Origin of the sequence: Pseudomonas putida (assembly GCA_029953615.1) — a bacterium.
GTDB lineage: Bacteria > Pseudomonadota > Gammaproteobacteria > Pseudomonadales > Pseudomonadaceae > Aquipseudomonas.
This window is the reverse complement of record CP124529.1, coordinates 5,606,660-5,620,302: the sequence shown is the minus strand read 5'-3', so window position 1 is coordinate 5,620,302 and position 13,643 is coordinate 5,606,660. Positions and strand designations below refer to the sequence as shown.

Genomic DNA, 13,643 nt, shown 5'->3' with positions numbered 1-13,643 from the left:
CTTGCGCCCTGCCTTTGAGAGCAACTGTCTTGCTCAAACTCCCAAAGGTGGCGCGATCCCTGTGGGAGCTGGCTTGCCGGCGATGGGCTGCGCAGCGGCCCCAATATCCCTCGCAGGCGATTGTAAATCACGCTCAAGTACCTCCTCGCGATAACTGGGGGTTATCGTTCGATCGGATCATCTCATTGGGAATGTCGCCCAAGGCTTCTTACAGTGGTCGCAGCCATGACAAGAAGCCAGCCGCACCGCCCTGAGAGGTCCCATGCAACTGATTGCCAAGTCCGGTGACCTTGCCGTCATCCGCCTCAACCCGCTGGACAACGTGCTTATCGCTCGCCAGGCCCTGGCGCAAGGCCTGCGCCTGGACGCCGAGGCGATCACCGTGCGCCAGCCGATCCCCTCGGGCCACAAGGTCGCTACCGAACGTGTGGAGCAGGGCCAGCCCCTGCGCCGTTACGGGCAGATCATCGGTTTTGCCTCGCAGGCCATCGAAGCCGGCGAGCACGTGCATGTGCACAATGTGCAGATGGGCGATTTCGCCCGTGACTACGCCTTCGGTGTCGATACCCGCAGGCAGCCCGTCAGCGAGGCGCAGTTCCAGGGCATCGTGCGCGCCGATGGCCGGGTCGCCACCCGCAACTACATCGGCATCCTGACTTCGGTGAATTGCTCGGCGACCGTGGCCCGGGCCGTGGCCGACCATTTTCGCCGCGACATCCACCCTCAAGTGCTGGCCGATTACCCGAACATCGATGGCGTAGTGGCGCTGACCCACGGCGCCGGTTGTGCGGTGGATCCCGGCGGTGAAGCCCTGGGCCTGTTGCGTCGCACCCTGGCCGGGTACGCCATGCACCCTAACTTTGCCGCCGTGCTGATCATCGGCCTGGGCTGCGAAACCAACCAGATCGAAAGCCTGCTGGAAACCCAGGGTCTGCAGGCCAGCGCCCAGCTGCGTACTTTCACCATCCAGGGTATCGGCGGTACCTCCAAAACCATCGCCGCCGGCATCGAACAGGTCAAAGCGCTGCTGGCCGAGGCCAACCAGGTGCAGCGTCAGCCGGTCAGCGCGCGGCACCTGGTGGTCGGCCTGCAGTGTGGCGGTTCCGATGGTTATTCCGGCATTACCGCCAACCCGGCGCTGGGCAATGCCGTCGACCGCCTGGTGGCCGCCGGCGGTACCGCGATCCTCTCCGAGACCCCGGAAATCTACGGTGCCGAGCACCTGCTGACCCGTCGTGCGGTCAGCCGCGAGGTGGGCGAAAAACTGCTGGCCCGCATCCGCTGGTGGGAAGACTACTGCCAGCGCATGAACGCCGAACTGAACAACAACCCCTCGGCCGGCAACAAGGCCGGGGGCCTGACCACCATCCTCGAGAAGTCCCTCGGCGCGGTGGCCAAGGCCGGCTCCAGCAATCTGGTCGATGTGTACCAGTACGCCGAAGCGGTGCGCGCCCAAGGCCTGGTGTTCATGGATACCCCCGGCTACGACCCGGTTTCGGCCACCGGCCAGGTGGCTGGCGGGGCCAACCTGATCGCCTTCACCACCGGCCGCGGCTCGGCCTACGGCTGCGCCCCGGCGCCATCGATCAAGCTGGCCACCAACAACCAGGTGTTCGAGCACCAGCAAGAAGACATGGACGTCAATTGCGGCGGCATCGCCGACGGCTCCACCAGCATCGAAGAACGCGGCGCGTTCATCTTCGAACAGATGCTGCGCATCGCTTCCGGTGAGCGCAGCAAGAGTGAACTGCACGGCTACGGGCAGAACGAGTTCGTGCCTTGGCAGACCGGTGCCGTGACCTGATCGCCAGCCCTGTCCCATTTTCGAGGCAACCGCAATGACTCAAGCCACACATTACAACGTGCAAGCGCTCACCACCTTCGTCGAGCGGCTATTCGAAAAGGCCGGCGCCGATACCGAAGTAGCCCAGGTCGTGACCCGGGTACTCCTCGAGGGCGAGTTGCTGGGCCATCGCACCCATGGCCTGAACCTGGTCAGCCGCTACATCGGCGGCATGCTCGGCGGCCAGGTCAAGGCCCGCGCGCAAGAACTGGAACAGGTGTCGGACAGTGGCATTTCCAGCCTGTTCGATGGCCACTACCTGCTGGGGCCGTACTGCGTCAGCCGTGCCCTGGACTGCGCGGCAAAGGGCGCCACTGCGCAAGGCATCGGTATTGCCGTGGTACGCCGCGCCGCGCATATCGGCTGCCTGGCAGCCTACCTCAAGCCTTACACCGATCAGGGCCTGGTGGCCATGCTGTATTCCTCGGACCCGTCGGTAGGGCTGGTCTGCGCCCATGGCGGCGTCGACCCGGTCTATACCCCCAACCCGATCGCCGCAGGTATCCCGACCCAAGGCGAGCCTATTCTGCTGGACGTCAGCATGTCCACCGTCACCCTCGGCCTGGTCGGCCAGTGTCGCGACGCTGGCAGCCGCCTGCCGCACCCGGTGCTGGTAAGCAATGACGGGCAACTGAGCGATGATCCGCACGACTTCTTCAGCAGCCCGCAAGGCAGCATCCTGCCCTTGGGTGGCCAGGCCTTTGGCCACAAAGGTTTCGCCCTGGCGCTGCTGGTCGAAGCCTTGACCTCGGGGTTGGCCGGCCATGGCCGCAAGGATGCACCCGACCAGTGGGGGGCCTCGGCCACCGCCGTGGTCATCGACCCGCGATTCTTCGGCGGCCTGCAGGCGTTCACCGACGAAACCAGCTTCCTTGGCCGGCTGGTACTGGCCAGCCGGCCGCTGGACCCCGAGCGCCCGGTGCGCCTGCCCGGGCAGGCTGGCCTTGCCTTGCGCCGCCAGGCCCTGGAGCGGGGCGCAAGCCTTTCGTCACAGCTGGTGGCCGACCTTGACCGCCTGGCCGTGCAGTTGCAACTGCCGGCACTTTCCCAATGAACGACAGTAAGGGTACACAGATGTCCGATCGAGCAAACGGCAAGCGACCGCTGCCTCTGAATCACGATGCCAGCGCGTTCGACAGCGGCAGTTGGGTAGGGCGGGTCTGGCTGCCGCAGCAGGGCCCTGCGGTGGTGCTGGTGAAGGCTGGTGCCGTGCACGATATCACCGCCCATGTAGCCACCGTCTCGGCCCTGCTGGAAGTGGCCGACCCGGTGGCCTACCTGCGCAGTCTGCCGCTGGCCGAGCCGCTGATCGGGCTGCCAGCCTTGCTGGGCAACAGCGACCCGGCCCTGCGCGACCCGCAACAGCCATGGCTGCTGGCACCCATCGACCTGCAGGCGGTGAAGGCCGCCGGGGTGACCTTCGCCACCAGCCTGCTGGAACGTGTGGTGGAAGAGCAGGCCAAGGGCGACCCGGCCAAGGCCGATGCCATCCGTGACACCCTGGCCAGCCGCATCGGCGCCGACCTGTCGCACGTCGTGCCAGGCTCGGCCCAGGCCGAAGCGCTGCGCAAGGTGCTGGTGGAGCAGGGCCTGTGGTCGCAGTACCTGGAAGTGGGGATTGGCCCGGATGCCGAGGTATTCACCAAGGCCCAGCCGCTGTCGGCAGTCGGCCACGGCGCTGACATCGGCATTCACCCCAAGTCAAACTGGAACAACCCCGAACCGGAGGTGGTGCTGGCGGTATCCAGTGATGGTCGCATTAAGGGCGCGATGCTGGGCAACGACGTCAACCTGCGCGACTTCGAAGGCCGTAGTGCCTTGCTGCTGTCCAAAGCCAAGGACAACAATGCCTCCACCGCGCTGGGCCCTCTGCTGCGCCTGTTCGACGAAAGCTTCGGCCTGGACGACGTGCGCGCCGCCGAAGTGGACTTGCAGGTGGTGGGCGAAGACGGTTTCATCCTCGCTGGTCGCAGCTCCATGCGCCAGATCAGCCGCGACCCGCAGGATCTGGTGCAGCAAACCCTCAACGAGAACCATCAGTACCCCGACGGCCTGGTGCTGTTCCTCGGTACCTTGTTCGCTCCCAGGCAGGACCGCGACCAACCGGGCAACGGCTTCACCCACAAACCGGGCGATGTGGTGAGCATCAGTAACCCGCACCTGGGTACCCTGTGCAACCGCGTGACTACCAGCGACCTGGCACCGCGGTGGGACTTTGGCCTGCGTGCACTGATCGACAACCTCAGCCGGCGCGGCCTGCTTGACGTTGCAACCACCGCGCGCCAGCCCTGAGCGGTGCGCTGCGTCAGGGAGGGCGCAGCTTGAACGAAGGATCGCCAAGGCGCTGACAGCGCGGCAACAATAATAATAAAGGTCATCACATGAACCCTATGAAGAAGTACCAACGCATCACTGTCGTGTTCCTGCTGCTGATTGGCATCGTCAACTACCTGGACCGTAGTGCGCTGTCGATCGCCAACACCTCGATCCAGAAAGACATGATGATCAGCCCGTCGCAGATGGGCATCCTGTTGTCGGCGTTTTCCATTGCCTATGCCTTCGCCCAGCTGCCGATGGGCATGATCATCGACCGCCTGGGCAGCAAGATCGCCCTTGGCGCCTCGCTGCTGGGCTGGTCGGTGGCCCAGGCAGCTTTCGGCATGGTCAACAGCTTTGCCGGCTTCATGGGCCTGCGGGTACTGCTGGGGATTGGCGAGGCACCGATGTTCCCGTCGGCGGCCAAGGCCTTGTCTGAGTGGTTCGACGCCAACGAACGCGGCACCCCGACCGGTGTGGTCTGGTCCTCGACCTGCCTTGGCCCGTGCCTGGCGCCACCCTTGCTGACGCTGTTCATGGTCAACTTCGGCTGGCGCGGCATGTTCATCATCACCGGTGTGATCGGTGTGGTGCTGGCGCTGTGCTGGCTGACCTTCTACAAAAGCAAGGCGCGCTACCTGGCGGAGCTTGCTGCCGAAGGCAAGCCGTTGCCGGCTGGGCAGCAGGCGCCGGCAGCTGCTGCACAAGCGCCGAAGGCCTCGTACTTCGCCGGCTGGCTCGACCTGTTCAAGCACCGCAGTACCTGGGGCGCGGTGCTGGGCTTCATGGGCGTGATCTACATGCTCTGGCTGCACCTGACCTGGCTGCCTGGGTATTTCGAGCGTGAGCATGGCCTGGACCTGTACAAGACCGCCTGGGTGGTGTCGCTGGCCTATGGCTTTGGTGCCGCCGGCACGATCGTCGCCGGGCGTTTCTGCGATGTGCTGGTCAAGCGCGGCATGAGCGTGCTGGCCAGCCGCAAGTTCAGCGTCATCACCGGCCTGGTGCTGGCGGCGTTGTTCACCCTGCCGCTGTCGTTCGTCACCGGCCTGACCGGTTGCATCATCCTGCTGTGCCTGGCGCTGTTCAGCATCAACATGGCCAGCGCCACCGCCTGGATGATCGTCAACACCATCGTCGACAGCCAGCGGGTGGCCTCGTTTGGCTCGATCCAGAACTTTGGCGGCTACATTGCCGGCTCGGTGGCGCCGATCGTCACCGGCTTCAGCATCCAGTACTCCGGCTCGTTTACCACGGCGTTCATGATCAGTGCAGTGGTGGCGCTGTGTTCGGCGGTGGCGTACTTCCTGCTGCTGCAGGCGCCGATTGGCAGCGCCAAGGTCAAGGCGGCGGGGATGGTTGCCGCGACTGAGTAACCGTTGCGCCGTCGCAAGACGCCTGTAGGAGCGGCCTTGTGTCGCGATGGGCTGCGCAGCAGCCCCGGATTTTGAAGTCAACGCCGAAAGCGCCGGGGCCGCTGTGCGGCCCTTTCGCGACACAAGGCCGCTCCTGCAGACAGCGTCACCGAGCTGACCCACGGCACTTGCCAGGCCTACTGGTCTGTATGTATAACCAGTATCCATTCCAGCCGCCTGACCCCATCCCGTGATCGCCCATTCCGTCGACGACCCGTTCTACTACCTGCACAACTTCCGCCAGGTGCTGCTGTGGGTCGAACAGCGCTACGAAGACCTGCTCGACGATCAGGAACTCGCTTTCATCCGCACCTTCAGCCACCTGGACGCCCCGGCACAGGCCCTGATGGTGCGCATGGTCATGCGCAAAGGCGAGCTGTTTCGCAGTGATCGCCTCGACTATGCCGAAATCGGCGATACTGGGCAGGCCCTGCAGCCGTTGCTGGCCCTCGGCTGGGTGCGGGAACCTGCGCAACTGGCGCTGGAGCAACTGTTCGCCTTGCTGCGCAAGGACGAGCTTGCCCGCTGTTTTGCCCCGCACCTTAGCCGGCCTCGCGCCGCCAAACATGATCTGCTTGCACAACTGCAACCCTTGGGCCTGCAAGCCCGGTCATTGGCCGAGTGGTTCCCGGGCAGCGGCATGCGCATCCTCCAGTGGTGCCTGCAACCCTTGTGCGACCGCATGCGCCTGCTGTTCTTCGGCAACCTGTACCAGGACTGGTCGGACTTCGTCCTGGCAGACCTTGGCCTGTTGCGCTACGAACAGGTGCCGTTCAGCTCCGATTCGCGTGCCTTGCAACATCGTGCTGAAGTCGACCTGGCCATGGCCTTGCACCAATGCGCCGAACGCCTGGAGCAGGGCGATGACCCGCTGTCGATCCTGGCTGCCATGCAGGGCCTGCACAGCGACAACCCGTGGCTGGCCCGGCGCCATGCGCGCCTGCAATTCGCCTTGGGCCAGCAATGCGAACGCCTGGGCGACTGGGCGCAGGCCATGGCGGTTTACGCACAATGCAGCCACGCCCAGGCGCGCATCCGCCAGGTGCGGGTGCTGGAACGCAGCGAGCAGTGGCCCCAGGCCCATGCGCTGGCGCTGCAACTGGCGGCGGCACCGGCCAACGCCCTGGAAGTGCAGGCGCTGGAACGCATGTTGCCACGCCTGGCGCGCAAGCTCGGAGGCCCGCCACAGCGGCGCCAGCGTGCCGCCCCGCTGGAGCTGATCGAGCTGGAGCTGCCGCGGGAACTGGCAGCCCTGGGCGTGGAGGAAGCGGTCCGCCAGCACCTGGCCGAAGCCGACGGGCCGGTGCATTACGTGGAGAACACGCTGTTCAACAGCCTGTTCGGCCTGCTGTGCTGGGAGGCGATTTTCGCCCCGGTGCCTGGCGCGTTCTTCAACCCGTTCCAGGCCGCCCCGCAGGACCTGCACGACAGCGACTTTCAGCAACGTCGCAGTGCCCTGTTCGAACGTTGCCTGGGTCGGCTCGACGATGGTAGCCATCACCGCACGATTCTCGACTGCTACGCCGCCAAGCAAGGCCTGCAGTCGCCGTTCGTGTTCTGGTCCATGCTCAGTGAAGAATTGCTCGAACAAGCCTTGGCCTGCCTGCCGGCGGCCCACCTGAAACAGTGCTTCCTGCGCCTGTTGCAGGACATCCGCAACAACCGCGCCGGCATGCCCGACCTGATCCAGTTCTGGCCCGAGCAGGGCCGCTACCGCATGGTCGAGGTCAAGGGCCCCGGCGACCGCCTGCAGGACAACCAGCTGCGCTGGCTGGAGTTCTGCCGGGCCCACGGCCTGCCCGTCGCGGTGTGCCATGTACGCTGGAGCGAAATGCCGTGAGCTACAGCGTGGCGGTACGCGCCTTGTGCGAGTTCAGCGCCAAGGTCGGCGACCTGGATTTGCGCTTCACGCCATCACCCACCGCCCAGGAGGGGATCGAGGGGCATCGGCGGGTGGTGGCACGACGTGCTGCGGGCTACGAGTCGGAAATCGCCCTCGAAGGCCAGTTCGAAACCCTGACGGTGCGTGGCCGCGCCGACGGCTATGACCCCGCCTGCAACCGCCTGGAAGAAATCAAGACCCACCGTGGCGACCTGTCGCGCCAGCCGGCCAACCATCGGCAACTGCACTGGGCGCAGGCCAAGGTCTATGCCTGGCTGATGTGCCAGGCACGGCAACTGCCGGCCATCGAGGTGGCGCTGGTGTACCTGGACGTGGACAGCGATGGCCAGACGCTGATCAGTGAGCACTGCACGGCTGCCGAACTGCAGGCCTTTTTCACAACCCAGTGCCAACGCTTTCTGGCTTGGGCACAAGGGCAGGAGCAGCGCCTGGCCGAGCGTAACCGGGGCCTGCAAGCGCTGGGCTTCCCTTATCCGGCGTTCCGCCAAGGCCAGCGACAACTGGCCGAAACCCTGTACAAGGCGGTGAGTACCGGCCGTTGCCTGATGGCCCAGGCCAGCACCGGAATTGGTAAAACCCTGGGTACCCTGTTCCCGCTGCTCAAGGCCATGGTGCCGCAGCAGCTGGACAAGCTGTTCTTTCTCACCGCCAAGACCCCGGGCCGGGCCCTGGCCCTCGATGCCATGCGCCAGATCACCGATGCCACGCCGCAGCCGGCCTTGCGCACGCTGGAACTGATCGCCCGCGACAAGGCCTGCGAGCATCCTGACAAGGCCTGCCATGGCGAATCCTGCCCCTTGGCCGCAGGCTTCTACGACCGCCTGCCGGCCGCGCGGGCGGCGGCGGCAGCGCTGCCTTTGCTCGACCGCGCCCAGCTGCGCGAGGTGGCCCTGGCGCACCAGGTGTGCCCGTATTACCTTGGCCAGGAGATGGCGCGCTGGGTAGATGTGCTGGTGGCGGACTACAACTACTACTTCGATGCCCATGCCTTGTTGTTCGGCCTGACCCAGGCCAACCAGTGGCGGGTCGCGGTGCTGGTGGACGAGGCGCACAACCTGGTCGAGCGCGGGCGCGGCATGTACAGCGCCAGCCTCGACCAGGGCCAGTTGCTGGCCCTGCGCCAGAGCAAACCGCCCGGGTTGGTCAGTGCGCTTGACCGGCTGAACCGGCAGTGGAACGCCCTCTACAAGGATCAGCGTGCGCCGTACCAGGCCAGCGATTCGCTACCGGACGCTTTGCTGCGTGCCCTGCAGCAATGCATCGGGCTGATCCAGGAGCAGATGAACCAGACGCCTGCGCAGATGGACCCGCAGGTGCTGCAGTTCCTTCTACCAGGCATTGCAGTTCAGCCGGGTTGCCGAGCTGTTCGACGAGCACTTCCTGTTCGACATCAGCCAGCGCCAGGGCCCGCGCAAGCGGCGGCTGGCCACCCTGTGCCTGCGCAATGTCACCCCGGCGCGGCTGTTGGCCCCGCGCATGCAGGCGGCGCGCAGCGTGACGCTGTTTTCCGCCACCCTGAGCCCGCGGCATTTCTACAGCGACCTGCTAGGCATGCCGGCCGATACCGCCTGGCTGGAAGTGGCCGCGCCGTTTCGCGCCGAACAACTGGAAGTGCGCATCGCCAGCCAGGTATCCACCCGCTACCAGCAACGCCAGGCTTCGCTGGCGCCGATCGTCGAGCTGATTGCCCGGCAGTACGAACGCATGCCGGGTAACTACCTGGCGTTCTTCAGCAGTTTCGAGTACCTGCAACAGGTGGCCGGGCTGCTGGCCGAGCGGCATGCACAGATACCCCTGTGGGCCCAGGAACCGGGCATGGACGAAGCGGCCCGCCAGGGGTATCTTGACCGTTTTGTGGCGGATGGCCGCGGGGTGGGCTTTGCGGTGCTGGGTGGCGCCTTCGGCGAGGGGGTGGACTTGCCGGGCACGCGGCTGATCGGCGCGTTTGTCGCTACCCTCGGGCTGCCCCAGGTCAACCCGGTCAACGAGCAGTTCAAGCAGCGCCTGGGGCGGCAGTTCGGTGCGGGGTTCGATTACGCCTATCTCTACCCGGGCGTGCGCAAGGTCATCCAGGCGGCTGGCCGAGTGATCCGTGGTGACCAGGACCGTGGTGTTCTGGTGCTGATTGATGAGCGCTTCGCCGAACCCCGGGTACAGCAGATGTTCCCGGGGTGGTGGCCGGCGCCGGGAGGATAACGCGGCCCCCGGCAATTTACGCATCTGCGCTGAAAACTTAGGGCTGCTTTGCAGCCCATCGCCGGCAAGCCAGCTCCCACAGGTACAGCGTGTGCCCTGAGGTCGGCGCGGTCGGTGTGGGAGCTGGCTTTTGCCGGCGATGGGCCGCAAAGCGGCCCCAATCTGGGCATCAAGGCTAGCCCGGCATGCCATCTACCCGGGGCTGCAGCAAAATGGGCTGGTAATGGCGCAGGAACAGCAGCAAGGCCAGGCTCCAGCACACTACCGAAAGGCTCACCCCCAGCGGTGTGAAGAGCGGCAGCACCACCCTTGCCAGTGTCGCCAGCTGGATCAAGCCAAAAGCCCAGGCAATGCTGGTTGGCACCTGCAGCGGCCTGCCGGTGTGGCCCAGGCTGACCCGCGCCATCATCGCCAGGATCAAGCCGCTCATGGCACCCACGGTCAGGGCGTGAGTCACAAGGCTCAGGCTCAGCGCCACCCCGGCGTGCCACAGCGCCATGCCCAGGCAGGCAATGGCAATCCAGGCATAGGCCAGGTGCAGCGACCACAGCAGGGGCACACGCCAGAGGCCAGCGTGATGCCACAAGGCCAGGCGGGCAGTGTGCAAGGCGAACAAGGCGCCGAACAGCACGGCCAGGCCTGTACGCGGCGTATCGGCCAAGCCCGAGGCAAAGGCCAGCGGTACCGCCACGCTGAGCAGCAGGCAGGCCCGGTCCAGCCGGGGACGGGCAGGGGCCGGGGCCATGTTGCCCAGGCCGCGCCGGGTGAAGAACGGGATCACCCGCCCGCCAAGCACGGTCATCATCGCGGCCACCAGCCACAACCCGGCAAACACCCCGCGGCGCTGCCACAGTTCGTCCTGGCGCAGCCAGCCGACCAGGGTCAGCCACTGGCAGGCGGCAATCAGCAGCACCAGGCCGATGATCGGGTAGTTGTTACGCAAGCGCCGTTGCACGATCGGCCGTGCCAGGGCCAGTGCCAACAGTGGCAGGAAGCTGCCCTCGACTGCCACCAGTAAGCCGCCCGGTAACGGCAGGAACCAACTCGCCCGACCCAACAGCCAAAGCAGGAAAAAGCCCTGCAGCGCGCTCCCGCTCAAGCCTGGGATGCCGCTCCAGTTCTGCACGGCGGTCAGCAGGAAACCCGCGATGATGGCGACAGCGAAGCCATAGAGCATCTCGTGGCGGTGCCAGGCGAGCATGCCGCCGGGTGGCGTGGGCTCCAGTGCCCCGGCCAGTGCGCCGGCCCACATCAGCAAGGCAAGCAGCGCAAACAAACTACCTCCCAGGAAGAATGGGCGGAAACCCAGGCCCCAGACGGCCTGGCGTGGGCGTGAATCGATCGGCTGCACAAGCATGGGCGGACCTTCATTCGTTCAGTAGGCTCAATTGGGGTAAGATCATGATCCGTGCCAACTTCAAACTCCTTGTATATCAAGGTGATGGCACCTCTTGGGGTCAGAACGACATGCCTATCCTGCTGTTGTTTTGACCTGCTTGTATGTCGTTTTGACTTGCTCCAGGGTTTGGCCGGTTCGCCGCTGGCCAACGCTTCGCTACAGGATTCACGTTTTGTCCGACCTCTCGAAAAATCCGCTGCTGCAGTACATGGCCCGCCTGGCCCCATCCAGCCAGCAAACCATGCGCTACATCCTTCAGGACGCTGCCGACCGGCTGGGTTTCGTCGATTGCAATATTGTCGATGTGCCTTGGCACCGGCTCGAGCCCGGCCATGTGATTGCCCTGGTGGCAGCGCTGCGTGCCGACGGTTATGCCCCCAACAGCTCGTCGCTGTACGTCAATGCCATCCGCGGTGTGATGAACGAAGCCTGGCGTCAGGGCCTGATCGATCACGAGCAGTTGCTGCGCATTCGCGAGGTCAAGCCGGCCACCGGCAGCCGCCTGCCGCCGGGGCGCAACCTGCGCCGTAGCCTGATTCGCGAGTTGATGGATGTGTGTGCGGCCGATCCACGGCCGCAGGGGGTACGTGATGCGGCGATCATCGCCTTGCTGTACGGCACCGGGATGCGCAAGTCGGAATCGGTAGACATCGACCTGGATCAGGTCGACTTCGAGGCGCGCAGCCTGCAGGTGCTGGGCAAGGGCAACCGCCAGTTGATCAAGTACGCCCCGCCATGGGCGTTCGAAAAGTTGCAGGCATGGCTGGACCTGCGCCGCCAGGATTTGCCGGCAGGTGCCGAAGATGACCCGTTCCTGTTCAACCGCATCCGCCGTGGTAGCCATATCACCCGGGCGCGTATCACCAAGCATGCCATTTATTACATTGCCCGCCAGCGTGGCGCGCAGGTGGGCGTGAAGATCATGCCGCACGACTTCCGCCGGGCGTTCATCACCCGGGTGATCGAAGAGCATGACCTGTCGATTGCGCAGAAGCTGGCGCACCACGCCAATATCCAGACCACCGCAATCTACGACCGGCGCGACGACAACGAGCGCCGGCGTGCAGTGGACCGCTTCGATTACTAGGTTTTCTCGCTGACCTCAAGCCATGCGCGATCCCTGTGGGAGCTGGCTTGCCGGCGATGGGCCGCGTAGCGGCCCCAGTATTCTCTCAGTCCAGCACCTAAACAGGGCCTGAGTGCGCCCCGGCTTTGTGCGCCATCTCCCCGTATGCCCGATGCCAGAGCGGCTGTGGCAAAAGTTTCATTTTCCTTCACCTGCGGAGTTGGCCCGCAACCTGCTATATCCAGCCTGAGAATTTGATCGAGTGGTCAGGCCGCGGGCACTTCAGCCGTGCAGGCCTGCCCCTCTAAACGGCCAGCAGGCCACGGATTTCAGGGGCCGCAGGATGTCGCTCGCGGAGCAGATCGAACAACGTCAAGACGATGCAGGCTGGAGTGCTCACCTGCAGTTGCGCTTCGTCAGGCGCGACGAAGTGACCCGCCTTGGTGCGTGGCGGCATTTCGGACCTCTTTTGGTGCAGCGGCCGTTCTATCCGGAAGGCGCACCATGCCATGTCTACGTGCTGCACCCACCCGGCGGCATCGTCGCTGGCGACCGTCTGGAGCTGGACATCCGGCTGGAGCCGGGCAGCCACGCGCTGCTGACCATGCCCGGCGCCAGCAAGTTCTACCGCAGCATCGGCCCGACCGCGCGGCTGGCCCAGCGCTTTCACCTGGCCGCTGACAGTACGCTGGAATGGCTGCCGCAGGACAGCATCCTGTTCTCCGGTGCCCGTGCCAGCCTCGACAGCCGTTTCACCCTGGAACCGGGGGCGCGCCTGCTGGCCTGGGAAACCCTGTGCCTGGGGCGCCCGGTGATGGGCGAGCGTTTCGACCAGGGTGCCCTCGACAGCCGTCTACGCATCGAACTGCCCGGCGAAGTCGGCCTGCACGAGCGCCTGCGCCTCGAAGGCGGGCGCCTGGACAAGCTTGGCGGGCATCCGCTGCTGGCCACCTTCTGCGCCGCACCGGCCGACCAGGCCGTGCTGGAACAGGTGCGCCTGCTGCTCGACGAACTGGGCAATCCAGCCGGTGCGACCCTGCTCGGGTCGCTGCTGGTAATCCGCGTGCTCGACCATGACAACCAACACCTGCAACGCACCCTGCAACGCCTGTGGCATGTGCTGCGCCCGGCCGTCCTCGGCCTGCCGGCCTGCCCACCGCGTATCTGGGCTACCTGAGAGAGCGCCATGGAGCTGACCCCGAGAGAGAAAGACAAACTGCTGCTGTTCACCGCCGCGTTGCTGGCGGAGCGGCGCCTGGCCCGTGGCCTGAAGCTCAACTACCCGGAAGCGGTGGCGCTGATCAGTGCCGCCGTGCTCGAAGGCGCCCGTGATGGTCGCACTGTCGCCGAGCTGATGAGCCTGGGGCGTGAAGTGCTGAGCCGCGAGCAGGTAATGCCCGGCATTGCCGAAATGCTCCACGACGTGCAGGTCGAAGCGACTTTTCCGGATGGCACCAAGCTGGTGACCGTGCATGACCCCATCGTCTGAAACTGCCCAGGAGCCC

9 protein-coding genes and 1 pseudogene are annotated in these 13,643 nt (G+C 65.4%); 9 read left to right on the top strand and 1 reads right to left on the bottom strand.

Annotated elements, in window-relative coordinates; genetic code table 11:
- Nucleotides 1-262: 262 nt before the first annotated feature.
- The 6 genes and pseudogenes from QIY50_25835 (at nucleotide 263) to QIY50_25810 (ending at nucleotide 9,673) form a co-directional block, all read left to right on the top strand.
- Nucleotides 263-1,804: an altronate dehydratase family protein gene (locus tag QIY50_25835; GenBank protein ID WGV20619.1), complete on the top strand. Its 1,542-nt coding sequence runs from the start codon at nucleotides 263-265 to the stop codon at nucleotides 1,802-1,804.
- Between the two features lie 34 nt (nucleotides 1,805-1,838).
- Nucleotides 1,839-2,897, top strand: a complete 1,059-nt coding sequence (locus QIY50_25830; GenBank protein WGV20618.1) for an Ldh family oxidoreductase — start codon at nucleotides 1,839-1,841, stop codon at nucleotides 2,895-2,897.
- 20 nt (nucleotides 2,898-2,917) lie between these two features.
- Nucleotides 2,918-4,135, top strand: a complete 1,218-nt coding sequence (locus tag QIY50_25825; GenBank protein ID WGV20617.1) for a fumarylacetoacetate hydrolase family protein — start codon at nucleotides 2,918-2,920, stop codon at nucleotides 4,133-4,135.
- Between the two features lie 98 nt (nucleotides 4,136-4,233).
- A complete protein-coding gene (locus tag QIY50_25820; protein WGV23122.1) occupies nucleotides 4,234-5,535 on the top strand; it encodes an MFS transporter in 1,302 nt (433 codons plus the stop codon).
- 229 nt (nucleotides 5,536-5,764) lie between these two features.
- Entirely contained in the window at nucleotides 5,765-7,414 is a 1,650-nt protein-coding gene (locus QIY50_25815) for a VRR-NUC domain-containing protein (protein ID WGV20616.1), read from the top strand.
- A pseudogene (locus QIY50_25810) lies at nucleotides 7,411-9,673 on the top strand (ATP-dependent DNA helicase). The gene QIY50_25815 and the pseudogene QIY50_25810 overlap by 4 nt, the downstream one beginning before the upstream one ends.
- 175 nt (nucleotides 9,674-9,848) lie before the next feature.
- Here the strand turns inward: QIY50_25810 and QIY50_25805 are convergent.
- Nucleotides 9,849-11,030 (bottom strand): NnrS family protein, encoded by a 1,182-nt coding sequence (locus tag QIY50_25805; GenBank protein WGV20615.1) that lies wholly within the window; start codon nucleotides 11,028-11,030, stop codon nucleotides 9,849-9,851.
- Nucleotides 11,031-11,244: 214 nt separating this feature from the next.
- Between QIY50_25805 and QIY50_25800 the strand changes: the two genes are divergently transcribed.
- The 3 genes from QIY50_25800 to QIY50_25790 all read left to right on the top strand — a co-directional run bounded on the left by QIY50_25800 (nucleotide 11,245) and on the right by QIY50_25790 (nucleotide 13,627).
- Nucleotides 11,245-12,159: a tyrosine-type recombinase/integrase gene (locus QIY50_25800; protein WGV20614.1), complete on the top strand. Its 915-nt coding sequence runs from the start codon at nucleotides 11,245-11,247 to the stop codon at nucleotides 12,157-12,159.
- 322 nt (nucleotides 12,160-12,481) lie between these two features.
- On the top strand, nucleotides 12,482-13,315 hold the full coding sequence (locus QIY50_25795; GenBank protein ID WGV20613.1) for an urease accessory protein UreD: 834 nt from the start codon (nucleotides 12,482-12,484) through the stop codon (nucleotides 13,313-13,315).
- A 9-nt stretch (nucleotides 13,316-13,324) separates the two neighbouring features.
- Nucleotides 13,325-13,627 (top strand): urease subunit gamma, encoded by a 303-nt coding sequence (locus QIY50_25790; GenBank protein ID WGV20612.1) that lies wholly within the window; start codon nucleotides 13,325-13,327, stop codon nucleotides 13,625-13,627.
- Nucleotides 13,628-13,643 lie beyond the last annotated feature (16 nt).

Bases quoted from the DNA above. Each gene is read 5' to 3' on its own strand.
- QIY50_25835 (WGV20619.1), top strand. From the start codon at position 263: ATGCAACTGATTGCCAAGTCCGGTGACCTTGCCGTCATCCGCCTCAAC.
- QIY50_25830 (WGV20618.1), top strand. From the start codon at position 1,839: ATGACTCAAGCCACACATTACAACGTGCAAGCGCTCACCACCTTCGTC.
- QIY50_25825 (WGV20617.1), top strand. From the start codon at position 2,918: ATGTCCGATCGAGCAAACGGCAAGCGACCGCTGCCTCTGAATCACGAT.
- QIY50_25820 (WGV23122.1), top strand. From the start codon at position 4,234: ATGAAGAAGTACCAACGCATCACTGTCGTGTTCCTGCTGCTGATTGGC.
- QIY50_25805 (WGV20615.1), bottom strand. From the start codon at position 11,030: ATGCTTGTGCAGCCGATCGATTCACGCCCACGCCAGGCCGTCTGGGGC.
- QIY50_25795 (WGV20613.1), top strand. From the start codon at position 12,482: ATGTCGCTCGCGGAGCAGATCGAACAACGTCAAGACGATGCAGGCTGG.
- QIY50_25790 (WGV20612.1), top strand. From the start codon at position 13,325: ATGGAGCTGACCCCGAGAGAGAAAGACAAACTGCTGCTGTTCACCGCC.